A 25,647-nucleotide genomic window follows, 5' to 3' on the forward strand; every position below is an offset into this window, starting at 1 on the left:
AAACAGCTATTCTTATAACGCTGTTTTTTTAATAAGTAGTAACCGCAGTGCGACCCTGTGCGCGCATGCAAAAACGGCCGCGCAAGGCGGCCGTCCGTTAGCGCATGCTGACGCCGTCAATCCGTCAGAACACTTCCCACTCGTCGTCGCGCGGCGCGCCGCGCTGCGGGGAAGGCACGGCATGCAAGGCCGGGCGGCCCGCCGTAGGGCGTGAGGCGGGACGCGATGCCTGACCCGGCGCCGGACGCTTCGGCGCCACGCTGGCCACCACGGCGCGCGGCGCCGCAGGCTTCGCGCGGGCGGCAGGCGCCTGTCCGCCATCGAGCTTGAAGACGCTGACCACCTCGGCCAGCTGGCCCGATTGCTCCTGCAGGGATTCGGCAGCGGCCGCCGCCTCTTCCACCAGGGCCGCATTTTGCTGCGTCACCTGGTCCATCTGGCCGATGGCCTGGTTGATCTGGTCGATGCCCGAGCTTTGCTCCTGCGTGGCCAGGCTGATTTCCGCCATGATGTCCGTCACGCGCTGCACGCTGGAGACGATTTCGGCCATCGTGCTGCCCGCCTCGGCCACCAGCTTGCTGCCCGCGTCGACGGCCACCACGGAGTCGCCGATCAGGGTCTTGATTTCCTTGGCCGCCGCCGCCGAACGCTGCGCGAGGTTGCGCACTTCCGTCGCCACGACGGCGAAACCGCGTCCCTGCTCGCCCGCGCGCGCCGCTTCCACGGCCGCATTCAAGGCCAGGATATTCGTCTGGAAGGCGATGCCGTCGATGACGGAAATGATGTCGACGATCTTGCGCGAGGAATCGTTGATGGCGTCCATGGTCTCGACCACCTTGCCCACCACTTCACCGCCCTTCACGGCCACGCCCGATGCGCTCAGCGCCAGCTGGTTCGCCTGCTGGGCATTGTCGGCATTCTGCCGCACGGTCGACGTCAGTTCTTCCATCGACGACGCCGTCTCTTCCAGCGAACTGGCTTGCTCTTCCGTGCGCGAAGACAGGTCCAGGTTGCCGCTGGCAATTTCCGACGAGGCCGTGGCGATGGTCTCCGTGCCGCTGCGCACCTGGCCGACGATGCTGACCAGGCTGGAATTCATGTCTTTCAGCGCCTGCAGCAGCTGGCCCGTTTCTTCCGTCGTGTGCACCTCGATATTGCTCGTCAGGTCGCCCGAAGCCACCGTTTGCGCCACTTTCACGGCCGAATTGATTGGCTGGGTGATGGCGCGCGTGATGTAGGCGGCGCAGGCGATGCCCAGCGCGGAGGCCAGCAAGCCGAGGATGACCATCAGGCTTTCCGAGCGGATCACGGCCGCGCTGCCGTCCTTGACGCTGGCGTCGGCCACGCCGTTATTGAGCTTGATGATCTCGTTGAGCGTGCCTTCGGCCTTGCCGAACAGCGCGCGCGAATCCTGATACTGTTTATAGAAAGTCACGAACAACTCTTTCTGCCGCGCCTCATCGCGGTTGTCGGCCAGCTGGCGCAAGATGGCGCGCACCTTGTCGTCATCTGCCTTCCAGGCCGTCCACTCGCCCTGGAAGCGCTGCCACAACACGGTTTCCTCGGGCGTTTGCGGCAGCGGCTCGTACAGCTTGCGGCCCGCCTCGATATTATTCCAGGCCTTGGTGCGCAGCTGCAGCGCTTCCGCGAACTTGTCCTGTGCCTGGTAATTGTTTTCATAGATGGCGGCCGTCAGGGTAGCGGCGGCAACGGCCGTCTGCCCTTCGCTGATCATCATCAAGCCCTGGATCGACGGCAGGCGCACCACGCCGATTTCATTGACGGCGCGGCCCACGGTGGCGATGCCCGTGTAGCCGCTGATGCCCACCACCAGCAAGGCCGCCATCATCACGGCGACCAGGGTCGCCAACTTCCATTTGATCAGTAAATTCTTAAACATGGCTAGGCCCTTTATAAAGTCACGATTTTTGCTGGCGAGGTTGAGGCTGGCATGTTCGAGTAAAACAGCTGACACTTGTATAAAGGTGGCGGGGATGGGGCGTACGCTTCGTTACAATTGGCGAGATTTTATAATAGGAAGCATAGTGGAAAATGGCTGCGCTGACTGCTACATACTTGATACAAATCAATATTTATTTCCTGACTGTGGCGCGCCTTGCACAGTGGCATCAAAAAGCTGGTCTGCGCCCTGCTTTGGTGCAAAAAATCCCCGCGTATCGCTATTGGCTACGCAGTTAATAGTCGTATAAGATGGTCAACACGCACACCACAGGTACAGCATGGCTTATCCTATCGAACACAAACTGGTGATCGGGGTCGCTTCCAGCGCCCTGTTCGACCTGGCCGAATCGCATCAGATCTACCTCGACAGTGGCCCCGAGGAATACCGCAAATACCAGGAAACGCATATCGACACGGTATTGCCGCGCGGCGTGGCCTTCCCCTTCATCCGTCGCTTCCTGAACATCAACAAGCACTACCCGCGCCAGTCTCCCGTGGAAGTGGTGCTGTTTTCGCGCAATTCGCCGGAAACGGGCTTGCGCGTCATGCATTCGATCGCCCACTACGGCCTGGATATCTCGCGCGCCGCCTTCATGACGGGCAAGTCGCCCTACCCCTACCTGCCCGCTTTCAACGCCTCGCTCTTCCTCAGCGCGAATGAAGACGACGTGCGCAGCGCGCTGGCCTGCAACTATCCGGCCGGCCTGGTGCTGCCGTCGCGCACGGAAGACGAAGAGAACGACGAAGAACTGCGCGTGGCCTTCGATTTCGACGGCGTGATCGCCGACGACGAAGCGGAAACCGTGTTCAAGCGCAACAATGACGTCGATGAATTCCACGCCCATGAAACCCTGAACGTGGGCACGCCGCACCGCCCCGGGCCGCTGGCCGACCTGTTCCAGAAGCTGGCTACCATGCAGCGCCTGGAAGAAAAAGCGCAGCGGCGCGATGCCGGCTACAAGAAGATCCTGCGCATCGCCATCATCACGGCGCGCAACGCGCCTTCGCACGAACGGGTCGTGACGACCTTGAAAAGCTGGGGCGTGGCGGCCGACGAAACGTTTTTCCTCGGCGGCATGGACAAATCGCGCGTGCTGGCCGTGTTCAAGCCGCATATCTTCTTCGACGACCAGCTGAGCCACCTCAAATCGGCGGGCGGCACCATCCCGATGGTGCATGTCCCGTTCGGGATTGCTAATATGCGCGCGGGCGATGGTCTATAATCTCGCCTGTCAGCGCCGTCACTGGCGGCGCTGCGCGCACCACAGCTGTCCCACTCAACTGCCTCTGCCACTAGTGTCATCGCCTGCATGTCCTTAGACTTAAAAAAAGCCCTCCCCAAGCCCGGCAACCGCTATGCGCTGCCCGCCCTGTATGGTTCATCCGACGCCTATGCCCTGGCGCTGGCCGCTTTGGCCTTGAAAGCGCGGGGCCAGATGCTGGCCGTGGTGGTGGCGCAGGCCAGCGACGGCCAGCGCCTGCTCGATGAAATCCCCTGGTTTGGCGGCAAGGAACTGCGCTGCCATCTGCTGCCGGATTGGGAAACCCTGCCCTACGACGCCTTTTCGCCGCACCAGGACCTGGTCTCCGAGCGCCTGGCCACCCTGCACGAAATCCAGACGCGCCAGTGCGACGTGCTGATCGTGCCGGCCACCACGGCGCTGGTGCGCCTGGCGCCGCCGTCCTTTTTGGCCGCCTACACCTTCTTCTTCAAGAAGGGCGAAAAGCTCGACGAAGCGCGATTGAAGTCGCAGCTGACCCTGGCCGGCTACAGCCATGTCTCGCAAGTGATGTCGCCCGGCGAATACTCGGTGCGCGGCGGCCTGCTCGACCTGTTCCCCATGGGCTCTGCCCTGCCTTACCGGCTCGACCTGTTCGGCGACACCATCGAAACCATCCGCACCTTCGACGCCGACACCCAGCGCTCGCTGTATCCCGTGCACGAGGTGCGCTTGCTGCCGGGCCGCGAATTTCCCATGGACGAAGCGGCGCGCACCACCTTCCGCAACCGCTGGCGCGAACAGTTTGAAGGCGACCCATCGCGCTCGGTCGTCTACAAGGACATCAGCAGCGGCATCGCCTCGGCCGGCATCGAATACTATCTGCCCCTGTTCTTCGAGCAGACGGCCACCCTGTTCGACTACCTGCCGGAAGACGCCTCGCTGGCCCTGGTGGGCGAGATCGACGCGGCCATCGGGCGCTTCTGGACCGATACCCAGTCGCGCTACCGCTTTTTAAAGGCGGACCGCGAGCGGCCGATTTTGCCGCCCGAAGCGCTGTTCCTGACCGACGAGCAGTTCTTCGGCCTGGCCAAGCCGTATCCGCGCCTGGCGATCGCCAAATCGAACGATGCGCTGGCGTCCGAACTGTCGGCGCCCGTGCCGAACATCGCCGTCAACCGCCGCGCCGACGACCCGCTGGCCAACCTGCGCAGCTACCTGCTGCAATCGGGCCGCCGCGTGATGATCTGCGCCGAATCGAACGGCCGCCGCGAAACCTTGCAGCAGTACTTCACCGAATACGATCTGCACCTGACGCCGGTGGAAGGCAGTGACGGCTTCCTGCAGTCCGACGCCAAGCTGATGCTGGGTGTGGCGCCGCTGCACGCGGGCTTCGAACTGTTTACGCCGGAAGGTAATTTATCCTTCATCACCGAGACGGAACTGTATGCCGGTTCCGGTCGCAGGATCGGCACCAAGAAACAGGAAGGCGTGACGCAGGTCGAGTCGATGGTGCGCGACCTGTCGGAGCTGAAAATCGGCGACCCCGTGGTGCACATCAACCACGGCATCGGGCGCTACATGGGCTTGACCAGCATGGACCTGGGCGAAGGCGAGACGGAATTTTTGCACCTCGAATACGCCAAGGACACGAAACTGTACGTGCCCGTATCGCAGCTGCATGTGATCTCGCGCTATTCGGGCGCTTCGCCGGAAGACGCGCCGTTGCACTCGCTCGGTTCGGGCCAGTGGGAAAAAGCGAAGAAGCGCGCGGCCGAACAGGTGCGCGACACGGCTGCCGAACTGCTCAACCTGTATGCGCGCCGCGCCCTGCGCCAGGGCCACTCGTTCGAATTCTCGTCGCACGACTACCAGCGCTTCGCCGACAGCTTCGGCTTCGACGAGACGCCGGACCAGGCCGAGGCCATCCACAACGTCATCAAGGACATGACTTCCGGCAAACCGATGGACCGCCTCGTGTGCGGCGACGTCGGCTTCGGCAAGACGGAAGTGGCGCTGCGCGCCGCCTTCATCGCCGTCATGGGCGGCAAGCAGGTAGCCATCCTGGCGCCCACCACCCTGCTGGCGGAGCAGCATGCACAGACCTTCGCCGACCGCTTCGCCGACTGGCCCGTGCGCATCGCGGAATTGTCGCGCTTCCGCAGCGGCAAGGAGATCACGCAGGCGTTCAAGGGCATGGCCGACGGCACCATCGACATCGTCATCGGCACGCACAAGCTGCTGTCCGACGACGTCAAGTTTACCCGCCTGGGCCTCGTCATCATCGACGAAGAACACAGGTTCGGCGTGCGCCAGAAGGAAGCCCTGAAAGCCTTGCGCGCGGAAGTGGACGTGCTGACCCTGACGGCCACGCCGATCCCGCGCACCCTGGGCATGGCGCTGGAAGGCTTGCGCGACTTTTCCATCATCGCCACGGCGCCGCAAAAGCGCCTGGCAATCAAGACGTTCGTGCGCAGCGAGGGCGAAGCCATCATCCGCGAAGCGTGCTTGCGCGAACTCAAACGGGGCGGCCAGATCTACTTCCTGCACAACGAGGTGGAAACCATCCAGAACCGCCTGGCCATGCTGACGGAATTGCTGCCCGAGGCGCGCATCGCCGTCGCGCACGGCCAGATGCACGAGCGCGACCTGGAAAAGGTCATGCGCGACTTCGTCGCCCAGCGTTTCAATATTTTGCTGTGCACGACCATCATTGAAACCGGCATCGACGTGCCGACGGCGAACACCATCATCATGCACCGCGCCGACAAGTTCGGCCTGGCGCAGCTGCACCAGTTGCGCGGCCGCGTCGGACGCTCGCATCACCAGGCCTACGCCTACCTGCTGGTGCACGACGTGCAGGGCCTGACGAAGCTGGCGCAGCGCCGCCTTGACGCCATCCAGCAGATGGAAGAACTGGGCAGCGGCTTTTACCTGGCCATGCACGACCTGGAAATCCGCGGCGCCGGCGAGGTGCTGGGCGAGAGCCAGTCGGGCGAGATGACGGAAATCGGCTTCCAGCTGTATTCGGACATGCTCAACGAAGCCGTGCGCTCGCTGAAAGCGGGCAAGGAGCCTGACCTGGCGGCGCCGCTGGCCTCGACCACCGAGATCAACCTGCACGTGCCGGCCCTGCTGCCGGCCGATTTCTGCGGCGACGTGCACGAGCGCCTGTCGATCTACAAGCGCCTGGCCAACTGCGCCACGCAGGAAAAGATCGACGACATCCAGGAAGAGCTGATCGACCGCTTCGGCAAGCTGCCCGACGCCGTCAAGGCCCTGGTCGAGACGCACCGTTTGCGCATCGCGGCGAAAACCGTGGGCATCGTCAAGATCGACGTGCATGGCGAGGCGGCTACCCTGCAATTCATGGCCAAGCCGCCGATCGACCCGATGCGCATCATCGACTTGATCCAGAAGAACCGCCATATCAAGCTGCATGGCCAGGACAAGCTGAAAATCACGGCCACCATGCCGGACCTGGCCGCGCGCGTGACGCAGATCAAGACCACCATCAAGCAATTGACGGTTTAGACTATTTCTATCTTTTATGCAGGGCTGACCCATGACCAATACCAAGACCATCACCATGAATCTGATCCTGCAGGGCCTGGACGGCGATAGCGCACGCCTCGAGCGCATCGCCGCGCTGGCCGCGCCGACCTCCATCACGCGCCTCGGCCCGAACGCCGTGCGCTGCGAACAGATCGCCTACTCGCCCGCGCTGCGCCCCACCATCGAAGTGGCGGCCCAGGCGGCGCAGCTGGACGCCACCTACATGATGGGGCAGCGCGAACTGGCCGAATTCAAGCTCGTGGCGATGGACATGGATTCGACCCTGATCACCATCGAGTGCATCGATGAAATCGCCGACATGCAGGGCTTGAAACCGCAGGTGGCGGCCATCACGGAAGCGGCCATGCGCGGCGAACTCGATTTCGCGGCCAGCCTGAAGCAGCGCGTGGCCCTGCTCGAAGGCCTCGATGCGTCGGCCCTGCAGCGCGTCTACGACGAGCGTTTGAAACTGTCACCGGGCGCGGAAACCATGCTGGCGGCCGTGCAAAAAGCCGGCCTGAAAACCCTGCTGGTATCGGGCGGCTTTACCTTCTTCACCGAACGCCTGAAGGAACGCCTGGGCCTCGACTACACGCATGCGAACGCACTGGAAATCGTCGACGGCAAGCTGACGGGCAAAGTGTTAGGCGGTATCGTCGACGCCGAGGAAAAGCAGCGCACGGTGGAGCGCGTGTGCAAGGAGATGGGCATTTCCCCGTCCGAAGCCATCGTCATGGGCGACGGCGCCAACGACTTGAAGATGATGGGCATCGCCGGCCTGTCCGTGGCCTTCCGCGCCAAGCCCGTGGTGCGCTCGCAGGCCGACGTGGCGCTGAACTTCGTGGGACTCGATGGCTTGCTCAATGTATTGACCTGAGTTGACTCTCTCTGGCGGACGGTGCGCGCAGGGATGCATATTTTTGCTATATTGCAAACTTATGATCATTCCGCCAACCCACCGTGAAAGTACACCGCATGCCGCCACCGCTGCCAGAAGAGATACAACGCCACCTGGATGTGTTTGTCGCCGCCGCGCAAGGCGCGTTTGGTGACGACCTTGCCGCCGCCGTGCTGTTTGGCTCGGCCGCCGATGGCCAGGTGCGCGCCACCTCCGACGTCAACCTGCTGTTGCTGCTCAAGCGCTTTACGCCGCAGGCGGCCGATGCGCTGCGCGGGCCCTTGCGCCTGGCGCACGCCGCCATCGATCTGCAGGTAATGTTCCTGCTCGAGAGCGAATTGACGCAGGCCGCCGACGCCTTCGCCGTCAAGTTCGCCGACATCATCGCGCGCCACAAGGTGCTGCATGGCGCTGACCCTTTTGCCAGTCTGCACACCAGCCGCGACGCCGTGCTACGCCGGCTGCGGCAAGTGCTGCTGAACCAGCAGGTGCGCATGCGCGAACGGTATATGCTATTGAGCCTGAATGAAGAACAGCTGGCCGGCGCCATCGCCGACGCGGCCGGCCCGCTGCGCTCGGCCGCAGCGTCCCTGGCGCAGCTGGAGGGCAAGCCTGGGCTGTCTGGCAAGCAGGCGCTCGAAGCGTTTGTCGACCAGCTGGGCGAGCCGGCCCTGCACACGGCCCTGCAAGCCATGTCGGCGGCGCGCGAAACGGCGCGCCTGGCGCCGGGGCAGGCCCTGCCCGCCTTTACGGGCTTGATGACGATTACCGGACACTTGCGCGAACACGCGGAGCAGATGCGGTGAACGGCTTCAATCCCTTTGACTGGAGCGGGCCCTGGTTCCTGTTCGCCTACCTGATCTTCGGCACGTTCGTGTACTACCTCGCGCGCGAACTGCTGATACGCATGGAATTGCGCAATCCGCACGCCCAGCTCTCGCTGGCCGATGATCCCTACCGCATCGCCTTCCTGCGCGGCGGCGCCCTCGAAGCCGTGAAAATCGCCGCCATCGTGCTGGTCGACCGCGGCTTGCTGCGCGCCGATGGCCCGCTGCTGGAAACGGCCAGCGCCGACAGCCTGCGCTTTGCCAGTCACGACATCGAACGCGACGTACTGCGGCTGTATCTGGGCCGCCAGGGTCACAGCAAGGAACTGGCCGAGCAGGCGGAGATGCTGCCGTCATGCCGCGCCTACCAGGAGACCTTGACGCAGCAGGAATTGCTGGTCGGCCCGCCGCTGTTGCGCCGGCGCGAACGCATCACCTGGCCCGCGCACTATTTGCTGCTGACGGCGGCCGCCGTCAAGGCCGTCATTGCCATCAGCCGCCAGCACTACAACCTGCTGTTCCTGGCGCTGCTGCTGGCGATCTTCCTGCTCATGCTGCGCGGCTTGCGCACCCAGGCGACCAGCTGGAGCGCGCAGCGGCTGCTGACCGACTTGCGCATGCTGTTTGGCCGCCTGAACATGCGCTCGTCGCGCCTGAATGCAGGCAGCAGCAGCGCCGACATGGCCCTGCTGGCCGCCATCTTCGGCCTCGGCGCCCTGCCCTTGTCCGTGTACGCGTATGTCGCCGAGCTGTTCCCCGTACCCCGGCCAAACACGGGCGGCGACTCCTCGTCCGGCGGCACGGGCGACTCGTCATCGGGTGGGGGCGATGGCGGCGGCGGAGATGGCGGCGGCGGCAGCGGCTGTGGCGGTTGCGGCGGTGGCGGCGGCTGTGGCAGCTAGTCCTGGGGCCTCGCGCGACCGCGTCGGCCTGGGTTGGCGCGGTGAACTGGCTGCCGGCATCGTGTCCAACCTGGCGCAGATCGACGTGCTGGAGGTGATCGCCGACGATTACTACCGTGCCTCGCGCGCCGGCATCGCGGCCCTGAGCAGCCTGGCGCGCCAGGTGCCGGTCAGCCTGCACGGCGTGGGCATGGGGCTGGCCTCGACGATTCCCGCCGACCCGCGCCGCCTGCATGCGATGGCGCGCCTGATGAAAGTAGTGCAGGCGGAATCGTGGTCCGAGCACCTGAGTTTCGTGCGCGCCGGCGGCGTGGAAATCGGCCACCTGGCGGCGCCGCCGCGCACGCCACGCAGCGCCGCCGGCGCGATCGCCAATATCGCGCTGGCCACGCGCATCGTCGGCAGCGTGCCGCTGATGGAAAACATCGCCACCCTGGTCCAGCCGCCCGCCAGCACCCTGGACGAAGCCGAGTGGGTGGCGCAGATTATCCACGGCGCGCACGTGCCGCTGCTGCTCGACCTGCATAACCTGTATGCGAATGCCGTCAATACTGGCGAGTCGCCGCAGGAACTGCTGCTGCGCCTGCCCCTGGACAGGGTCGGCGCCGTGCACCTGAGCGGCGGCCACTGGATAGCCGCGCCGGGCGGCGGCCAGCGCCTGCTGGACGACCACCTGCACGACGTGCCGCCCGAAGTCTTCGCTTTATTGACCGTACTGGCGCGCCAGACGCCCCAGCCCCTGACGGTGATCGTCGAACGAGACGGCAATTACCCGTCGTTCGAGCATGTGCTGGGCCAGCTGGAGCTGGCGCGCGCGGCCTTGCGCGCGGGGCGAAACACATGAGTTCCCCCGCACTGGAAACCTACCTGGCAAGGCTGTACACGGACGACGCCCTGCGTGCAGCCTTCCTGCTCGATCCCCATGCGCAAGCCTTGCTGCATGGCTTGTCGCCGCAGGAAGCGGAGGCGATGGCGGCGATGGACCGGGTCGGCCTGCAAATGGCGGCGGCCAGCTATCGCGCCAAGCGGTCCGCGCACGGTAGCAGGGCCACGCCGGCGCAACCGTGGTGGCGCCGGCTGCTGGCTGCCTGGACCTGACAGCCTACAGGTGCCACAACCGCAGCGGCAGCAGTCCCCACCAGGCCAGCACCAGCAGCAGCTGCAAGGCCGCCAGCAAGGCGACCCAATCCCATTTCGCCCACGAGCCCACCTCGGCCGCCGTGCCGCGGCTGCGCCAGCAGCGCGCCAGGCCGAACGCCGTCGCCAGCGGCAGCGCCCCCGTGACCAGCGCCAGCAGCACGCTGGCGATGGTGATGTCGCCCAGGCGCAGATAGGACTGGAAATAGAAAAACGGCAGCGGCAAGAGCAGCGCCAGCATCGACAGCAGGGGCGCGAACAGATGGTCGCCCCGCCCCAGGCTGCGCAACGCGGCGCGCCACACACCCACCACCAGCACATACAGCAAGCCGGCAGCGCCCAACGCCAGACTGCCCCACAGCACCAGCATGCGCAGCATCGACGCGCGCTCGTAGCTGCGCAAGCCGTCGCTGAGCACATGCTTGCCATCCTCCTGCATCAGCACGTGCGACGGCGTGCTGCGGTCACTGGCGCGGAACAGCAGGCCGCCCACCGGTTCCAGTTCCTTCGGCTCGCCCTGGAACGGGATCAGGAACAGCGATTCGCCATCCCATTTCAGGCGCGTAAAGCCGAAGACGGCGTCGACCCAGGCCATGCTGGCCATGGGACTGGGCGACGGCACATAGACACCCTGCCAGTTTTCTACCGTGGGCGCGGGCGTGCCGCGCGGGGCCGGCGCGCGCAGCGGCAATTCCAGGTCGCGCAGCAGCAGGCGATTGAAGCGCTCATAGTCGGCCTGCTCGGCATCCGTGTTGAAGGCCACGAAGAAGGCGCTGTCCTGCTCCGGATAGAGGCACAACATGGCGCGAAACCCCACGGCCGTGCCAGGGTGGCAGGCACCCACCACGTTGTGGCGGTCGCGCACGGCCAGCGCCAGGCCATGGCCCGTTGCCAGGCCCGCTTGCGCCGCATCCGTGCCGGCCGGTTCGGACAAGGCGCCCATCAGCGCCAGGTCGATGAAGCGCTTGCCCTGCAGCTTGCCGTCGCCCATCAAAAACTGCGCCAGCTTGCCCATGTCGGCCGCCGTGGTGGTAAATTGCGCGGCCGGACGCAGGTATTGCGGCACGGCCGGCTGCGCCACGCCATGCTCGAAGTAGCCCATGGCCAGGCGCGGATCCGCCTGCGCGCCCGCCTGCGTGCTCATTTGCGTACTCATTTGCGTACTCATTTGCGCAACATAGGCAAACGTGCTGTCCGCCATGCCCAGCGGCTGCAGCAGTTGCGCATCGAGATAACGCTCGTACGGCTGGCCCGTGACCTTCTCGATCACCATGCCCAGCAAGCCATAGCCCATGTTCGAATACGCATAGCGGCTGCCGGGCCGGGCGCGCACGCGCAGCAGATTGCGGTCGCCGTCAAAGGCGGCGGCCAGCGGCGTGTCCGGTGCCGGCTTCAGGCTGAACGCCTGCCAGAAGCGCACATTATCGAGGCCCGAGGTGTGCGCCAGCAGGTGGCGGATGCGCACGGGGTCGCTGGCTTGCCACGGGTTGTTCAGCGCCAGTTCCGGCAGCACTTGCTGCAAGGGCGTGTCGAGCGTGAGCCGGTCTTCGCTGACCAGGCGCAAGATGCCCAGCGCCAGCGCCACCTTGCCCACGGACCCCACCTGCATGCGCGTGTCCGCTTGCATGGGTATTTGCTTGGCAGCATCGCGCAAGCCGGACGCGCCGACCTTGACCGTTCCGTCAGGCAAGACTTCACTCCAGACGGCGCCCGCCAAACCCTCTTCCTTCAAGCCGGTGGCAAACTCCGCATCCAGGGGCGCGCCGGCGGCATGGGCCACCGTGGCGCACAGCAGCAAGGCCGGCAAGGCCTTACGCAGCCATGACCTGGCGCGCGCGGCCAGGGTGGGATAGCGATCTCGTTTCAAATGTATTCTGCCTTTTTGCATGGACTGCGCTGCCGCGCCGCTTTGCTTGTTACAATTAAAAATTGAGCAACGACGGGAGCTTTCATGTCACAAGATATTATTTTGGATACCCAACTCCAGCAGACCAAAAACCTGGCCTGGTGGTTGTACCTGATACATGGCGCCAGCTTTGTGTTTTCGCTGGGCGCGTTTTCCTTCATTCCGCTCATCATCAATTATGTGAAGCGGGACGAGGCGGCCGGGACCTTCGTGTACAGCCATCACAGCTGGATGATCCGTTCCTTCTGGTGGTATGTGGCCTGGATCGTCGTCGGCGCCATCCTGTGGATCACGCTGATCGGCATTCCGCTGGCGTTCCTCGTGTGGGGCGTGGCCTGGCTGTGGAAGGCCTACCGCTTGCTGCGCGGCTTCCTCGACCTGAACAACAACAAGCCCGAGCCCATGTAAAAGGTGCTTCGCGGCAAGCCAACGGCTTGCCGTTTCCTACATCGCCGCGAACGCCCGTTCGATATCGGCGATCAAATCCTGCGGATCTTCCAGTCCCACATTCAGGCGCACCAGCTGGCCCGGCAACTGCCAGCCCTTGCGCATGGCAGCGATGCGGTACGGCATCACCAGGCTGTTGGCGCCGCCCCAGCTGTAACCAATCTTGAACAATTGCAAGGCATCAACGAAGCGGTCCGTCTGCGCCTCCGTGTAGCGGGCATCGAACAGTACGGAAAACAGGCCACCCGCGCCCGTGAAATCGCGCTGCCAGATGGCGTGGCCGGGGCAATCGTCGAAAGCCGGATGCAGCACGGTGGCAATCTCGCTTCTTCCCTTGAGCCAGGCAGCCACCGCGCGCGCGCCCGCATCGTGAGCGTCGAAACGCAACTTCATGGTCGGCAAGCCGCGCAGCACCAGGTAGGCGTCGTCCGCCCCAACGCCCATGCCCAGACGCATGTGCGCCAGCGCCAGGCGCTCGTGCAGCGCCCGCTCGCGCGTAATGAGCGCGCCCATCAGCACGTCGGAGCCGCCCGACTGGTATTTCGTCAGCGCCTGCATGATGATGTCCACGCCCAGGTCGAAACCGCGCAAGGCCAGGCCCGCCGACCAGGTGTTATCCAAAGCCACCAGCACGCCGCGCGCATGGGCGGCCGCGCAAATGGCGGGCAAATCCGGCACTTCCATCGTCACGGAACCGGGTGCTTCCGTCCAGATCAGTTTGGTGTTGGGCTGGATCAGGGCGGCGATGCCGGCGCCGATGAGCGGATCGTAATAGCGGGCCGTGATGCCGAAATCCTGCGCCAGCCAACGCCCCAGTTCGCGGTTCGGGTTGTATATATTTTCCGGCAATAAAACGTCGTCGCCCGTTTTCAGCAGGGCAAAATCCGCCATGGCGATGGCCGCCAGGCCCGACGGCGCCAGCAGGCAGTATTTCCCCCCTTCGATCTCGGCCAGCCGCGCTTCCAGGGTAAAGGTGGTGGGCGTGCCGTGCAAGCCGTAGGTGTAGGCGTTTTTCTCTTTCCAGTCGCCCGAACGCATGGCCGCCACGTCCTTGAACAGCACGGTCGATGCGTGATGGATGGCGTTCGGAAACGCGGCAAAGCCTTGCGGCGCCTGGTAATCGCTGTGGATCAGCGCGGTCTGGGGAGATTTGGTCTGGGTCATGGCGTCGGGAAATAAAAAAAGGCGGATCAGCAATTGCTGATCCGCCTTGATTGTAAGGGCTTTGCGCCCTGCACGCCGTACACCTGACAGAGTGTTACACCTGCATAAAAAACGTTCAGGCCAAGGCGCGCTGCCGAAGACAGTACCTTACTGTACGGCAAGGCAGCGCAACGCCGGCATGGCGGTTTTTTACTCGGCAGCGCCCCACAGGTCGTGCGCATCGGCCGAGGTGATCGTCACGTCGACGAATTGACCAACCGCCAGCTTGCGGTGCGGCTCGAATGGCGGCTTCACATACACGACGCCGTCGATTTCCGGCGCGTCGGCGGACGAGCGGCCCACGCCGCCGGAGCGGGTGACTTCATCGATCAACACGCGCACGGTCTTGCCGACCTTGGCTTGCAGGCGTTTCTTGGAAATTTCTTCCTGCAGCAGCATGACGCGGCCGCGGCGCTCTTCGCGCAGCTCTTCCGGCACGGGATTGGCGATGGCGTTGGCCGTTGCACCTTCGACAGGCGAATAGGCGAAGCAGCCCAGGCGGTCGATCTGCGCTTCCTTGAGGAAGTCGAGCAAGTATTCGAATTCTTCTTCCGTTTCGCCAGGGAAACCAGCGATGAAGGTCGAGCGTATCGTCAGGTCCGGGTTGATGGCGCGCCAGGCCTGGATGCGGTCGAGGTTTTTCTCGCCGCTGGCCGGACGCTTCATGCGTTTGAGCACGTCAGGGTGCGCATGCTGCATCGGAATGTCGAGGTATGGCAGGATGTGGCCGCCGCTCATCATCGGGATGATCTGGTCCACGTGCGGGTACGGATACACATAGTGCAGGCGCACCCAGGCGCCGTAGGACTTGGCCAGCTCGCCCAGCGCTTCCGTCAGCTGCGTCATGTGGGTTTTCACGGGACGGCCATTCCAGAAGCCGGAACGGAATTTTACGTCCACGCCATATGCGGAGGTATCTTGCGAAATGACCAGCAATTCCTTGACGCCAGCCTTGAACAGGTTTTCCGCTTCGATCATCAGTTCGCCGATCGGGCGCGAGACGAGGTCGCCGCGCATGGACGGGATGATGCAGAAACTGCAGCGGTGGTTGCAGCCTTCGGATATTTTCAGGTAGGCATAGTGCTTCGGCGTCAGCTTGACGCCTTGCGGCGGCACCAGGTCGAGGAATGGCGCATGCGGCTTCGGCAGGTGGAAATGGACGGAATCCATCACTTCGGCCAGCGCGTGCGGACCCGTGACGGACAGCACTTTCGGGTGCACCTTCATGATGATGTCGTCGCCGGCAGCATCTTTCTTGGCGCCTAGGCAGCCGGTCACGATCACTTTGCCGTTTTCAGCCAGCGCTTCGCCGATGGCGTCGAGCGACTCTTGCACGGCAGCATCGATAAAACCGCAGGTATTGACGATCACCAGATCGGCGCCAGCGTAGGATTTCGCCGTTTCGTAGCCTTCGGCGCGCAGTTGGGTCAGGATTTGTTCGGAGTCGACCAGCGCTTTCGGGCAGCCGAGCGAGACAAAGCCCACTTTCGGCGCCGCACCTGGCATGGCCAGCATGGCCTCGGGCTGGGCGGAAGGAACGGGAATACGGTGAATTTCAGACATAGTTGGCAGCTAGTAAAATGGTGAGGCGAATCGGCTATTGTACCCCGAGCCGACCCTTGCTGGCAGAACTATGCTGTTTTGATGACGCCGATACAACTCACGGGCGATCGAATCGCCCGGTGAGCGTGTGGCATTGATTACTTTTTGTCCGTTGGCGGGACCGGCGGAACGAAGGGGAACGTGCCGAACAGATTCTTGCTCTGGCTCTGCATCTGTTCCTGCATCTGCACGAACAGGCTCTTGCTCTGGTCGATGTAGTTGTTCATCATGCCTTGCATCATCGGGCCCTGGACATTCATGAACTGGGTCCACATTTCCGGGCTGAAAGGCTTGCCTTCGAAACTGCCGGCCGACGTGCCCGTGAATTTGTGCTGGATATCGGTGAACGCTTGCACGTTCTTTTCCAGGTAGGATCCCATCATGCCCTGCATGGCGTGGCCATAGTAGCGGATGATCTGCGACAACACGCTGCTCGAGAACATGGGCGCGCCGTTCGCTTCCTCTTCCAAAATGATTTGCAGCAAGATGCTGCGCGTCAAATCTTCATTGGATTTGGCATCGACGACGGTAAACACCTCATTGTCCAACACCAGCTGCTTGACGTCCGTCAAGGTGATGTAGGAACTGGTTTGCGTGTCATACAGACGGCGGTTGGGATATTTTTTAATCAGGCGGTCTATACTTTTTTTTGCACTACTCATCACAAGTTCCACTTATTGCGCCGCAGCGCGTACAGAGTTAATCCGAAAAAAAAGCGAACGTGGGTCCGCTTTCGCACCTGCCTACTTTTTCCATTATAGAGTGGAAAATGGCTCCATTGCACATCAGGGTAGTAGATTCCCATATTTATTGCAACGCAACTAAAAGTAGATTCCTGACAAGACCGGGGATTACGCCGGTCTTGCCTGGCGAGAAGCTTTTGTAAACTAGTCCGCCCTGACTTTAACATACCGCCCCGGCGCCGGCTCGATTGCCGCGTGGCGCTTGTTGCCCGGCTTGCCTGGCGCCTTCACCTGCGCGCCGCCGTGTTCGGCCAGGAAGGCCGCCCATTCGGACCACCAGCTGCCCACGTGCTCGGTTGCACCTTCCATCCACTGCTCGGCACTTTGCGGCTTCGATTTGGCCGTGCGGGGCTGGTCATTACTCCAGTAGCTGCGCTTTTTCTTCGAAGCAGGATTGATCACGCCGGCGATATGGCCCGAAGCACCGAGGATGAAGCGGTTGGCTTTCGGCTTTTTCGGGTTCAGCAAGGCCGTGCTGGCATAGGCCGCACCCCAGGGCACGATATGGTCTTCGCGCGAACCGTAGATGAAAGCAGGCGCGTCGATGCTGCTCAGGTCGACCTTTTCGCCGGCCACCGTCAGCTTGCCCGGCACTTTCAGGCTGTTTTCCAGGTAAGTGTTGCGCAGATACCAGCAGAACATGGGACCCGGCAAGCCCGTGCCGTCGCCATTCCAGTACAGCAAGTCGAACGCGGGCGGCTCCTTGCCTTTCAGGTAATTCGATTGCACGTAGTTCCACACGAGGTCGTTCGGCCGCAGGCTGGAGAAAGTGCTGCCCAGGTCGCGGCCCGACATCAAGCCGCCCTTGGCCAGGGACTGCTCGCGCAGCGCCACTTGCGGCTCGTCGATGAAGACGTCGAGCGCGCCCGTATCGCAGAAATCGAGGAAGGTGGTCAACAAGGTCAGGCTGGCGGCCGGATTTTCGCCCCGCGCCTTGAGCACGGCCAGCGCCGTCGAGACGATGGTGCCGCCCACGCAAAAGCCGAACATATTGAGCTTGTCCTGGCCGGAAATGTCCTGCGTGACCTGAATGGCTTCGATCACGCCTTGCTCGACGTAATCGTCCCACGTCAGGTGCTGCATGCTCAGGTCAGGATTGCGCCAGGACATCAGGAACACGGTATTGCCCTGCTCCACCGCATAGCGCACGAGCGAGTTTTCTGGCTGCAAGTCAAGGATATAGAATTTATTGATGCATGGCGGCACCATGAGCAGCGGCCGCTGGTGTACCGTGGGGGTCGTCGGCGTGTACTGGATCAGCTGGAACAGCGCGTTCTCGAACACCACCGTGCCTGGCGTGGTAGCCACGTTGCGCCCCACTTCAAAGGCCGATTCGTCGGATTGCGAAATGCGGCCCTTTTGCATGTCGGCCAGCATATTGCTCAAGCCCTTGGCCAGGCTCTCGCCCTTGGTCTCGATCAGGGTTTGCTGGGCGTCGGGATTGGTCGCAAGAAAATTGGCGGGCGACATGGCGTCGACGATTTGCTGTACGGCAAACGCAATCTTTTGCTTCTGGTGCGGCGTCGCTTCCACGGCATCGGCCATGGCGCTGAGAAACTCCGCGTTCAGCAGATAGGCTGCAGCATTGAAGGCCGACAGGGGGCTGGCGTGCCAGGCGGGCGCGGCAAAGCGGCGGTCTTTCAGCTCCGGCGTCTTGCCGGCCATAAAATCAGCCCACAAGCCCGTCAGTTTGGCCACGTAGGCATTTTTCAGTTGCTCGATCACTTCCGGCTTGATGCTGGCACCCGCATCCTGCAAAATTCCGGCAATCGGATTGCCCTGGGGCTGCGGTACCATGTTGAACCACGTCTTCCACTGCTCAGGATTGCTGATCTGCGCCATCCATTCTTTGGTCATTGCTTGAGGATCGGGCATATTCATAGATGTATGTAAGTCCATTCAAGATTGAGGGACGCCGAACAAAACCTACTGCGCGTCGGTATAGGCGGCCTGCGATGCTCACCGTACTAGAGTACGGTTGCGCTTCTTAGCCACCTCTCCCTTCCGCTCGCTACGGTTTTGTTAGGCGCCGAAACGTAGTCGAAAAATAAATACTTTAGGATCACCTGCATGCAAACTTTTACTGACTGCCAATACCGATGATGCTCATGACCGCTGTTGCCTGGATCTATGTCGTCGGCCTCATGGCGCTGACGGAACCGTCCATCGTCGCCGGGGTGATGACCTTCTTGCTGTACTGCGTCATCCCCCTGTCCATCCTATTCTATCTGACGGGCTCGCGGAGACGCAAACGCAAGGCCGAGCTAAAAGCCCGCGCACTTGCCTCAGCAGACGATAAAACAAAAACGGCAGACACATAAGTGTCTGCCGTGCAGATTATTTGCGCCAGATCAAGCTGGCCTGTCTTCCCGTGACGCCATCGCGCCGGTACGAGTAAAACTGCGCCGCATCGCTGACGGTGCAATATTCCCCGCCGGCCACTTGCGCCACGCCATCGCGCAGCAGCATGGTGCGCGCCAGCGCATAGATATCGGCCAGGTATTTACCGGGCTTGTCGGCGATGGCGGTGAAGGCACTGGATAACACTTGCCGCTCAACATCATCGCACGCGCCGTTGCGGAACGCTTGCAGCACGTCCTGCCCCACTTCGAATTGCCGTGGGCCGATGGCCGGCCCCAGCCACGCAAGGATGTCCGTCGCGCCTTGCGCGCGCATGCTTGCCACCGTGCGCTGCAAGACGCCGTTGGCCAGGCCGCGCCAGCCCGCGTGGGCCGCACCGACAACCAGGCCATCCGTCGAGCAAAACAGCACAGGCAGGCAATCGGCCGTCATCACGACGCACACGGCGCCAGACTGTGTTGCCACGCTGGCATCGGCGTCCGGCACATGGCCGTCCAGCTTGCCGGCATCGGCCACGGCCACGCCATGCACTTGCGACAGCCAGGCCGGCTCGGCAGGCAAGATGGCGGCCAGCCGCGCGCGGTTGGCGACCACATGCGCGGGATCATCGCCCACGTGCGTGCCCAGATTCAAGCCACCGCCGCCCTGCCCGTCACCATATGGCTCCTGGCTGACGCCGCCCACACGCATGCTCGACAGCGCGCCCACGTTCGCGGGCAAGCCGGGCCAATGGGGAATAATGCAAGGCAACGGTGACGTCATCAGACCTGTTCCGGCTCGGGGATGCCGGCGGTGGCGATCAGTTGCGCGAAGTCATCGGCCAGCGGCACGATCCACTCGCACGCTTCCAGGGTACCCGGATGCACGAGACCCAGGCGGCGCGCCTGCAGCGCCTGGCGCGAGAACACGGACACCAGATGCTGCTTGCCGTACACGTAATCGCCGACCAGCGCGAAGCCCAGATGCTGCATGTGGACGCGGATCTGGTGCGTACGGCCTGTTTCCAGGCGGCATTGCATCAGGCTCACGGGACGGCGGTCGAGTTCGCCGCTGCCGATCAATTCATAGTGCGTGATGGCAGGCTTGGCCGTAAAGTTTTCCGAGACGGCCATCTTGACGCGGTCGCGCGGGTGGCGCGCGATGGAGGCGTCGATGGTGCCCGCCGCCTTCGGCGTGCCCCACACGAGCGCGAAATACTCACGCTTGACGGTGCGCGCCTGCAACTGGCGCACGAGGTCCGTTTGCGAAGCGAGGGTCTTGCCGACCACCATCAGGCCGCTCGTGTCCTTGTCCAGGCGGTGCACGATGCCGGCGCGCGGCACGCCCGCCAGTTGCGGGCAGTGGTGCAGCAAGCCGTTGAGCAGAGTGCCCGACCAGTTGCCGGGGCCTGGATGCACGACCAGTCCGGCCGGTTTGTTGATGACGATGATATGCTCATCTTCGTGCACGATGTTCAATTCCATCGCTTCCGGCTTAAAAGCCTCGTCTTCCGGCGCACTTTGCGGCAGAATGACGATCTTCTCGTCGCCATAGGCGGTCATGTTGCGTTTGGCAACTTTTCCATCGACGGTCACGAAACCGGCTTCCAGCCACAATTGCAAGCGGCTGCGCGAGTATTGCGGCACCAGCTTGGAGATGACTTTATCGAGGCGGTGGCCGCAGGCGTCCGGCGTCAGTTCCAATGTAATCGGGGCCATTTCCTCGAAGACGTCGTCGGCGGCAAAATCGCCGTCAAACGCCTCTTCGGCAGCATGGTCAGAAAGGGAGTCAAACGCGGGGTCAGCCAAATTAGGCTTCGGAGTTAATATCACAGCATTCCCATCGGCTATAATCAGCCTATTGTAAAATCTTGGTTAAAACCTTCTTGCAAAACGTCATGCAAAAAAAATTATCGTTGGTAGTCGCTTCAGTCGTTCTGCTCGGCATGTCCGCTTGCAGCTTGTTGCCAGAAAAAGTGGATGAGACCAAAAACTGGTCCGTTACGAAATTATACTCGGAGGCGCGTGAAGAAATGGCCGGGCAGCACTATGAAGCTGCAATCGGCCTGTTCCAGAAGCTGGAGGCTAACTATCCTTTCGGCAACTATGCTCTGCAAGCGCAGATGGAGATCGCTTACGCGTATTATAAGTCGGGAGACCAGGCGCAGGCACTGGCTGCCGTCGAACGCTTCATCAAGTTGCATCCGAACCACGCCAATGTAGACTATATGTACTACTTGCGGGGCCTGATCAGCTTTAATGACCAGATCAGCTTCCTGAACTTCCTGTACGAGCAAGATCCGACCGAGCGCGATCCGAAAGCCACGCGCGAAGCGTTTGCGGCCTTCAAGCAACTGGTCGACAAGTTTCCAAATAGCAAATACGCGCCCGATTCGCTGGCCCGCATGAACTATTTGATCGATGCCATGGCGAAATACGAAGTGCACGTGGCGCGCTATTACTACCGCCGCGGCGCCTACCTGGCTGCCGCCAACCGCGCGCAAACGACGGTCAGCGACTTTGCCGCCTCGCCAGCCATCGAAGAAGCGCTGTTCATCATGTACCGCTCGTATGACAAGCTGGGCTTGACCGACCTGCGCGACGATACCTTGCGCGTGCTGACCAAGAACTACCCGAACACGGCATTCCTCAGCCCGGAAGGGGTGAACAAGGAACGCAAGTGGTGGAAGTTCTGGCAGTAAAATGAAAAAAACCGGAGCTTGCTCCGGTTTTTTACTTATTCGCCGACCTTGCGCCGGAACACCCAGCTCTTGTCGTTCGACGCTTCCGGCACGAAACCGTAACCGTCGACATCGAACTGCTTCAGTTGCTGCGGATCGCGAATCTGGTTGACGGCGGCATAGCGGGCCAGCATGCCGCGCGCGCGCTTGGCGTAGAACGAGATGATTTTATACTTGCCGTTCTTCCAGTCCTCGAACACGGGCGCGATGACGGGCACGTCCAGCTGGCGCGGCTTGACGGATTTGAAATATTCTTCGGAAGCAAGATTGACCAGCACCTTGGCGCCCTGCTCCCTGGCTGTGCGGTTCAGGCCGTTGGTGATGGTGTCGCCCCAGAACGCATACAAATCCTTGCCGCGCGTGGTCGACAGCCGCGTGCCCATTTCCAGGCGGTGCGGATGGATCAGGTCAAGCGGGCGCAGCAAGCCGTACAGGCCCGACAGGATGCGCACGCGCGACTGGGCATAGTCGAGCTGGGCCGGCTGCAGGCTGCGCGCCTCGAAACCGGCATACACGTCGCCATTGAAGGCCATGATGGCCTGGCGCGCTTCCGCCAGCTGCGGCGTCCAGGAAGCGTAGCGGGCCACGTTGAGGGCCGACAAGGCGTCGGAAATGCCCATCAGGCTGCCCACTTCGGCCGGGGAAAACTGGCGCATGCGCTCGATCAGCTGGGCGGAATGGTCGAGAAAATCGGGGGTGCTGTGCAACGAGGTTGTTGGCGGCGTCTCCAGGTCGAGACTCTTGGCGGGCGAAAGCACGATCAACATAAATTATCACTACAGAATAGAATTGCCGACATGATACCTGCTCCACAAAAACTCGTCCTCGACACCAACGTTTGCCTCGACCTGTTCGTCTTCAACGACCCGCGCTGGGCGCCCCTGCTGGCGGCCATGGAAAGCGGCGCCGTGCATGCCATCACGCGCGAAGATTGCCGCGCGGAATATCTGGTCGTGCTGCATTACAAACATTTGCCGCTCGATGAAGCCAGCCGCGCCGTTGCCGCCGCCCGCTTCGACGCGCACATCAGCGTGGTGGCACCGCCCGTGTCCGGCGTGCGCCTGCCCGTCTGCACGGACAAGGATGACCAGAAATTCCTCGAACTGGCGCGCGACGCCAACGCCGACATCCTCATCACCAAGGACAAGGCCCTGCTGAAACTGGCCCGCAAGACGGCCAAGGCCGGCATGTTCAAGATCATGGTGCCGGAAGGCTGGGCCTTGCCAGGCTGAGCCGCCAAAGCCCCACACGCAACGGGGCGCGCTGCGCTAGAATGGGACACGACTCCACTTTCCGCACCGCGACCCTACCGTTCATGAACAGCCCGTCCCTGCCCTACACGACTCCCGCCCTGACCAGCCGCCTGCCTCTCGTGGGCACCACCGTGTTTACCCGCATGTCCAGCATGGCGGCCCAGCATGGCGCCGTCAACCTGGGCCAGGGGTTTCCCGACTTCGATTGCGCGCCACAACTGGTTGAACTCGTCAGCGACGCCATGCGCGCCGGCCACAACCAGTATCCGATGATGACGGGCGCCGCGCCCCTGCGCGAGGCGATTGCCGCGAAAATCGCCAGCCTGTACGGCCACAGCTATGACGCCGGCACGGAAATCACCGTCACGGCCGGCGCCACGCAGGCGCTCACCACGGCCATCCTGTGCTGCGTGCACCCGGGCGACGAAGTCATCGTCATCGAACCGGCCTACGACAGCTACCTGCCCGCCATCGCCCTGGCCGGCGGCGTGCCCGTGCTGGTCTCCATGGAGGTGGGTGAACAGGGCTACAGCGTGCCGTGGGACACCCTGGCCGCGGCCGTCAGCAGCAAGACGCGTTTGATCATCATCAACACGCCGCACAATCCGACGGGCACGATCTTGCGTCCCGCCGACGTGGCCGCACTTGCCGACATCGTGCGCGGCACGCAAATTCTGATCTTGTCCGACGAAGTGTATGAACACATGGTATATGACGGCGTGCGCCATGAGTCGCTCGCGCGCAACGCGGAACTGGCGGCGCGCAGCTTCATCGTCTCCAGCTTCGGCAAGACGTATCACGTGACGGGCTGGAAGGTCGGCTATGTCGCCGCGCCAGCCTCCATGACGGCGGAATTCCGCAAAGTGCACCAGTACAACGTGTTTACCGTCAACACGCCGATGCAGTACGGCCTGGCCGGCTACATGGCGGACCCGCAGCCCTGCCTGGACTTGCCCGCGTTTTACCAGCGCAAGCGCGACTTGTTCCGCGACGGCCTGGCGGGCAGCCGCTTTACCCTGCTGCCGGCCGACGGCACGTATTTCCAGTGCGTGCGCTACGATGCCATTTCGCAAGAGACCGAAGCGCAGTTCGCCGAATGGCTGACGACGCAAATCAAGGTGGCCGCCATTCCTGTCTCCGCGTTTTACGCGCAGGGCAAGGAATCGGGCATCGTGCGCTTCTGCTTTGCCAAGAAAGACGAGACCTTGCGCCTGGCGCTGGAGCGCCTGCGCAGCATATAACCGAGCACTGAACATGGCTTCGCTGCGGCGGGGCAAAGGATGACAGATGGTACAGCGTCGCATCGGCCCGGCCGACCTGGTTCCCGGCGAACCCCTGCCCTGGGATTTGTTTTTGGCGGACCATAGTGCCGGCCCGCAACTGCGCAAGGGACAGATCATCACGGACGGCACGCAACTGGGCCGTTTGCTGCAACTGGGCTTGTACGTGGGCGCGCCGGAACAGCCGTCCGTCTTGCGCATGCTCAATGAAGCGGCGCAGCGCCTGGAACGGCTGCTGATGGCCTTGCGCAGCGAAAACAATGCCGAGCGCGACGTGCGCGACATCGCCCGCGAACTGCTGCGCGCGCTGGAACACGATGCCGACATCTCCCTGGCCAGCATCCTGCTCAACCAGATCGCCGGCAGCTACGCCGTGCGCCACTGTATCGAAACAGCCTTGCTGGCCATGCTGGTGGGCCGCAGCATGCACAAGTCCCACGATGAATTACTGCTGATCGGCGCGGCCGCGCTGACGATGAACGTGGGCATGCTGCGCCACCACGACAGCTTCCAGGACCGGCGCGGCCCCCTGAACGACGACGAAATGCGCATCGTGCGCCAGCATCCGCAGGAAAGCACGGAATTGCTGCGCTGCGCCGGCGTCGACGACGAGGAATGGCTGAGCTGTGTGCTCCTGCACCATGAAAACGACGATGGCAGCGGCTACCCGCAGGGGCGCACGGCCGATGAAATCCTGCAAAATGCCAAGCTGATCGGCCTGGCCGACCGCTATTGCGCCCGAGTTTCCGCGCGCAACTATCGCCGCTCCATCGTGCCCGACCAGGCGCTGCAGCACATCTTTCTCGACCAGGGCGTGCCCATCGACCCCTTGCTGGGCGAACAGTTCGTCAATCTGCTGGGCAAGTATCCGCCCGGAACGTTGGTGCGCCTGCGCAGCGGCGAACTGGGGGTGGTGACGCAACGGGGCGCCGGCCACGTGCATCCGCTCAGCGATGCGCTGGGCGCGCCGCTGGCCGCCGCCCAGCTATCGCAGATGACGCCGCGCGACACGGGCGACAGCCAGTTCGCCATCGTTTCCTCGCTGCACGAAGACGATGCCGGCATGCATTTCAGCATGCGGCATGTGTGGGGCGATGAGGCGCGGCTGTAGGCTGGCTAGGCAAGGCCAGCGTCAAACTAAATCTCAGCTTACGGTTTCGGCGGACGGATGCCCGTGTATTGTGCGCTGACCAGCAGCCATTGCTTGTCGACAAGCCGAGCCACATAGCCGGCGCGCAGGGCGAAGGTGCGGGCTCCCCCCTCCTGATTGAGACGGTAGGAGAGCCGCGCCGAGATGAGCGCCGTATCGCCAAACAGGCGCACCACCGGTTCATCGACCTGGAGCTGGGGACTCGGCCGCTTCTGCTCTGGCGCATAGAAGGACAACATTTTTTCACGCCCGTCCACCTCGCCGACCGGCGATATTTCCACATAATTCTCCGCCGTGATGGCTTTCAAGGCAACTTGATCAAAGTTATTCTGCGCCTGCGCATGGCGCTGCACCAGAGCCACCAGTTCGGCATCGCCGGATGCCGCGTTCGCGTTACCGATCACGCCGAAGGCGCCAAGCAGACAGGTGGAGAGGATATGTGGAACGGTCAATTTCATGCGTATTCATCCTGGTCAAGGTCA

General features: G+C 62.8%; 23 protein-coding genes. 13 read left to right on the top strand and 10 right to left on the bottom strand.

Annotation, left to right across the window (positions count from 1 at the left end; all coding sequences use genetic code 11):
- Positions 1–124: 124 nt before the first annotated feature.
- A complete protein-coding gene (locus AC3IQ7_RS18575) occupies positions 125–1,900 on the bottom strand; it encodes a methyl-accepting chemotaxis protein (RefSeq protein WP_322427897.1) in 1,776 nt (591 codons plus the stop codon).
- A gap of 340 nt (positions 1,901–2,240) precedes the next feature.
- Here AC3IQ7_RS18575 and AC3IQ7_RS18580 point away from each other — a divergent pair, with 340 nt between their 5' ends.
- The 7 genes from AC3IQ7_RS18580 (at position 2,241) to AC3IQ7_RS18610 (ending at position 10,462) form a co-directional block, all read left to right on the top strand.
- The gene (locus AC3IQ7_RS18580) at positions 2,241–3,185 is read left to right on the top strand and encodes a 5'-nucleotidase (RefSeq protein ID WP_489206965.1); all 945 of its coding nucleotides are present in this window, start codon (positions 2,241–2,243) and stop codon (positions 3,183–3,185) included.
- Between the two features lie 87 nt (positions 3,186–3,272).
- Complete coding sequence (mfd, locus tag AC3IQ7_RS18585; RefSeq protein ID WP_489206966.1) at positions 3,273–6,716, top strand: transcription-repair coupling factor; 3,444 nt, start codon at positions 3,273–3,275, stop codon at positions 6,714–6,716.
- A gap of 55 nt (positions 6,717–6,771) precedes the next feature.
- Positions 6,772–7,614 (top strand): phosphoserine phosphatase SerB, encoded by an 843-nt coding sequence (gene serB / locus AC3IQ7_RS18590; RefSeq protein WP_278318847.1) that lies wholly within the window; start codon positions 6,772–6,774, stop codon positions 7,612–7,614.
- Positions 7,615–7,712: 98 nt separating this feature from the next.
- Positions 7,713–8,441, top strand: coding sequence for a nucleotidyltransferase domain-containing protein (locus AC3IQ7_RS18595; protein WP_099377502.1), 729 nt, complete (start codon positions 7,713–7,715; stop codon positions 8,439–8,441).
- Complete coding sequence (locus AC3IQ7_RS18600; RefSeq protein WP_489206967.1) at positions 8,438–9,364, top strand: TIGR04222 domain-containing membrane protein; 927 nt, start codon at positions 8,438–8,440, stop codon at positions 9,362–9,364. Before AC3IQ7_RS18595 ends, AC3IQ7_RS18600 begins: the two co-directional genes overlap by 4 nt.
- Positions 9,354–10,208: an MbnB/TglH/ChrH family RiPP precursor modification enzyme gene (locus tag AC3IQ7_RS18605; protein ID WP_489206968.1), complete on the top strand. Its 855-nt coding sequence runs from the start codon at positions 9,354–9,356 to the stop codon at positions 10,206–10,208. Before AC3IQ7_RS18600 ends, AC3IQ7_RS18605 begins: the two co-directional genes overlap by 11 nt.
- The gene (locus tag AC3IQ7_RS18610) at positions 10,205–10,462 is read left to right on the top strand and encodes a hypothetical protein (protein ID WP_489206969.1); all 258 of its coding nucleotides are present in this window, start codon (positions 10,205–10,207) and stop codon (positions 10,460–10,462) included. Before AC3IQ7_RS18605 ends, AC3IQ7_RS18610 begins: the two co-directional genes overlap by 4 nt.
- Positions 10,463–10,466: 4 nt before the next feature.
- Here AC3IQ7_RS18610 and AC3IQ7_RS18615 read toward each other — a convergent pair whose 3' ends face one another.
- Positions 10,467–12,368, bottom strand: a complete 1,902-nt coding sequence (locus tag AC3IQ7_RS18615) for a serine hydrolase domain-containing protein (protein ID WP_489206970.1) — start codon at positions 12,366–12,368, stop codon at positions 10,467–10,469.
- An 84-nt stretch (positions 12,369–12,452) separates the two neighbouring features.
- Between AC3IQ7_RS18615 and AC3IQ7_RS18620 the strand changes: the two genes are divergently transcribed.
- The gene (locus tag AC3IQ7_RS18620) at positions 12,453–12,815 is read left to right on the top strand and encodes a DUF4870 family protein (protein ID WP_489206972.1); all 363 of its coding nucleotides are present in this window, start codon (positions 12,453–12,455) and stop codon (positions 12,813–12,815) included.
- A gap of 36 nt (positions 12,816–12,851) precedes the next feature.
- Here AC3IQ7_RS18620 and AC3IQ7_RS18625 read toward each other — a convergent pair whose 3' ends face one another.
- From AC3IQ7_RS18625 to phaC, 4 genes are all read right to left on the bottom strand, one after another.
- Positions 12,852–14,018 (bottom strand): cystathionine beta-lyase, encoded by a 1,167-nt coding sequence (locus tag AC3IQ7_RS18625; protein WP_099377508.1) that lies wholly within the window; start codon positions 14,016–14,018, stop codon positions 12,852–12,854.
- Positions 14,019–14,207: 189 nt separating this feature from the next.
- The gene (gene rimO, locus AC3IQ7_RS18630; RefSeq protein WP_322427929.1) at positions 14,208–15,563 is read right to left on the bottom strand and encodes a 30S ribosomal protein S12 methylthiotransferase RimO; all 1,356 of its coding nucleotides are present in this window, start codon (positions 15,561–15,563) and stop codon (positions 14,208–14,210) included.
- Positions 15,564–15,757: 194 nt separating this feature from the next.
- Positions 15,758–16,321 carry a polyhydroxyalkanoate synthesis repressor PhaR gene (phaR, locus tag AC3IQ7_RS18635; RefSeq protein WP_010399000.1) on the bottom strand — a complete coding sequence of 188 codons (564 nt, stop codon included), beginning with the start codon at positions 16,319–16,321 and terminating at the stop codon, positions 15,758–15,760.
- A 225-nt stretch (positions 16,322–16,546) separates the two neighbouring features.
- Entirely contained in the window at positions 16,547–18,259 is a 1,713-nt protein-coding gene (gene phaC / locus AC3IQ7_RS18640) for a class I poly(R)-hydroxyalkanoic acid synthase (protein WP_233516092.1), read from the bottom strand.
- 242 nt (positions 18,260–18,501) lie between these two features.
- On the opposite strand from phaC, the gene AC3IQ7_RS18645 reads away from it, so the two are divergent.
- Entirely contained in the window at positions 18,502–18,723 is a 222-nt protein-coding gene (locus AC3IQ7_RS18645; RefSeq protein ID WP_308410637.1) for a hypothetical protein, read from the top strand.
- 16 nt (positions 18,724–18,739) lie between these two features.
- On the opposite strand, the gene pgeF is transcribed toward AC3IQ7_RS18645, so the two are convergent.
- On the bottom strand, positions 18,740–19,525 hold the full coding sequence (pgeF, locus tag AC3IQ7_RS18650; RefSeq protein ID WP_489206973.1) for a peptidoglycan editing factor PgeF: 786 nt from the start codon (positions 19,523–19,525) through the stop codon (positions 18,740–18,742).
- Complete coding sequence (locus AC3IQ7_RS18655) at positions 19,525–20,550, bottom strand: RluA family pseudouridine synthase (RefSeq protein WP_322427888.1); 1,026 nt, start codon at positions 20,548–20,550, stop codon at positions 19,525–19,527. Before AC3IQ7_RS18655 ends, pgeF begins: the two co-directional genes overlap by 1 nt.
- A gap of 89 nt (positions 20,551–20,639) precedes the next feature.
- Here AC3IQ7_RS18655 and AC3IQ7_RS18660 point away from each other — a divergent pair, with 89 nt between their 5' ends.
- A complete protein-coding gene (locus AC3IQ7_RS18660) occupies positions 20,640–21,443 on the top strand; it encodes an outer membrane protein assembly factor BamD (RefSeq protein ID WP_099377512.1) in 804 nt (267 codons plus the stop codon).
- A gap of 35 nt (positions 21,444–21,478) precedes the next feature.
- On the opposite strand, the gene yaaA is transcribed toward AC3IQ7_RS18660, so the two are convergent.
- On the bottom strand, positions 21,479–22,249 hold the full coding sequence (gene yaaA, locus AC3IQ7_RS18665) for a peroxide stress protein YaaA (RefSeq protein WP_099377513.1): 771 nt from the start codon (positions 22,247–22,249) through the stop codon (positions 21,479–21,481).
- Positions 22,250–22,279: 30 nt separating this feature from the next.
- On the opposite strand from yaaA, the gene AC3IQ7_RS18670 reads away from it, so the two are divergent.
- From AC3IQ7_RS18670 to AC3IQ7_RS18680, 3 genes are all read left to right on the top strand, one after another.
- Positions 22,280–22,714 (top strand): putative toxin-antitoxin system toxin component, PIN family, encoded by a 435-nt coding sequence (locus AC3IQ7_RS18670; RefSeq protein WP_034781135.1) that lies wholly within the window; start codon positions 22,280–22,282, stop codon positions 22,712–22,714.
- Positions 22,715–22,797: 83 nt separating this feature from the next.
- Positions 22,798–23,976, top strand: coding sequence for a pyridoxal phosphate-dependent aminotransferase (locus AC3IQ7_RS18675; RefSeq protein ID WP_489206974.1), 1,179 nt, complete (start codon positions 22,798–22,800; stop codon positions 23,974–23,976).
- Positions 23,977–24,022: 46 nt separating this feature from the next.
- Positions 24,023–25,126 (top strand): HD-GYP domain-containing protein, encoded by a 1,104-nt coding sequence (locus tag AC3IQ7_RS18680; protein ID WP_489206975.1) that lies wholly within the window; start codon positions 24,023–24,025, stop codon positions 25,124–25,126.
- A gap of 38 nt (positions 25,127–25,164) precedes the next feature.
- Here AC3IQ7_RS18680 and AC3IQ7_RS18685 read toward each other — a convergent pair whose 3' ends face one another.
- Positions 25,165–25,623 (bottom strand): nuclear transport factor 2 family protein, encoded by a 459-nt coding sequence (locus AC3IQ7_RS18685; protein ID WP_099377517.1) that lies wholly within the window; start codon positions 25,621–25,623, stop codon positions 25,165–25,167.
- Positions 25,624–25,647 lie beyond the last annotated feature (24 nt).

It is taken from the genome of Janthinobacterium sp. GL_088, assembly GCF_057837845.1.

What these genes read in the sequence shown, in the direction of transcription:
- AC3IQ7_RS18680 (WP_489206975.1), top strand. Translation starts at nt 24,023, where the DNA reads ATGGTACAGCGTCGCATCGGCCCGGCCGACCTGGTTCCCGGCGAACCC.
- phaR (WP_010399000.1), bottom strand. Translation starts at nt 16,321, where the DNA reads ATGAGTAGTGCAAAAAAAAGTATAGACCGCCTGATTAAAAAATATCCC.
- AC3IQ7_RS18625 (WP_099377508.1), bottom strand. Translation starts at nt 14,018, where the DNA reads ATGACCCAGACCAAATCTCCCCAGACCGCGCTGATCCACAGCGATTAC.
- AC3IQ7_RS18645 (WP_308410637.1), top strand. Translation starts at nt 18,502, where the DNA reads ATGATGCTCATGACCGCTGTTGCCTGGATCTATGTCGTCGGCCTCATG.
- AC3IQ7_RS18580 (WP_489206965.1), top strand. Translation starts at nt 2,241, where the DNA reads ATGGCTTATCCTATCGAACACAAACTGGTGATCGGGGTCGCTTCCAGC.
- AC3IQ7_RS18685 (WP_099377517.1), bottom strand. Translation starts at nt 25,623, where the DNA reads ATGAAATTGACCGTTCCACATATCCTCTCCACCTGTCTGCTTGGCGCC.
- AC3IQ7_RS18610 (WP_489206969.1), top strand. Translation starts at nt 10,205, where the DNA reads ATGAGTTCCCCCGCACTGGAAACCTACCTGGCAAGGCTGTACACGGAC.
- AC3IQ7_RS18620 (WP_489206972.1), top strand. Translation starts at nt 12,453, where the DNA reads ATGTCACAAGATATTATTTTGGATACCCAACTCCAGCAGACCAAAAAC.
- AC3IQ7_RS18675 (WP_489206974.1), top strand. Translation starts at nt 22,798, where the DNA reads ATGAACAGCCCGTCCCTGCCCTACACGACTCCCGCCCTGACCAGCCGC.
- rimO (WP_322427929.1), bottom strand. Translation starts at nt 15,563, where the DNA reads ATGCCAGGTGCGGCGCCGAAAGTGGGCTTTGTCTCGCTCGGCTGCCCG.
- AC3IQ7_RS18595 (WP_099377502.1), top strand. Translation starts at nt 7,713, where the DNA reads ATGCCGCCACCGCTGCCAGAAGAGATACAACGCCACCTGGATGTGTTT.
- pgeF (WP_489206973.1), bottom strand. Translation starts at nt 19,525, where the DNA reads ATGACGTCACCGTTGCCTTGCATTATTCCCCATTGGCCCGGCTTGCCC.
- phaC (WP_233516092.1), bottom strand. Translation starts at nt 18,259, where the DNA reads ATGACCAAAGAATGGATGGCGCAGATCAGCAATCCTGAGCAGTGGAAG.
- AC3IQ7_RS18660 (WP_099377512.1), top strand. Translation starts at nt 20,640, where the DNA reads ATGCAAAAAAAATTATCGTTGGTAGTCGCTTCAGTCGTTCTGCTCGGC.
- serB (WP_278318847.1), top strand. Translation starts at nt 6,772, where the DNA reads ATGAATCTGATCCTGCAGGGCCTGGACGGCGATAGCGCACGCCTCGAG.
- mfd (WP_489206966.1), top strand. Translation starts at nt 3,273, where the DNA reads ATGTCCTTAGACTTAAAAAAAGCCCTCCCCAAGCCCGGCAACCGCTAT.
- AC3IQ7_RS18575 (WP_322427897.1), bottom strand. Translation starts at nt 1,900, where the DNA reads ATGTTTAAGAATTTACTGATCAAATGGAAGTTGGCGACCCTGGTCGCC.
- yaaA (WP_099377513.1), bottom strand. Translation starts at nt 22,249, where the DNA reads ATGTTGATCGTGCTTTCGCCCGCCAAGAGTCTCGACCTGGAGACGCCG.
- AC3IQ7_RS18670 (WP_034781135.1), top strand. Translation starts at nt 22,280, where the DNA reads ATGATACCTGCTCCACAAAAACTCGTCCTCGACACCAACGTTTGCCTC.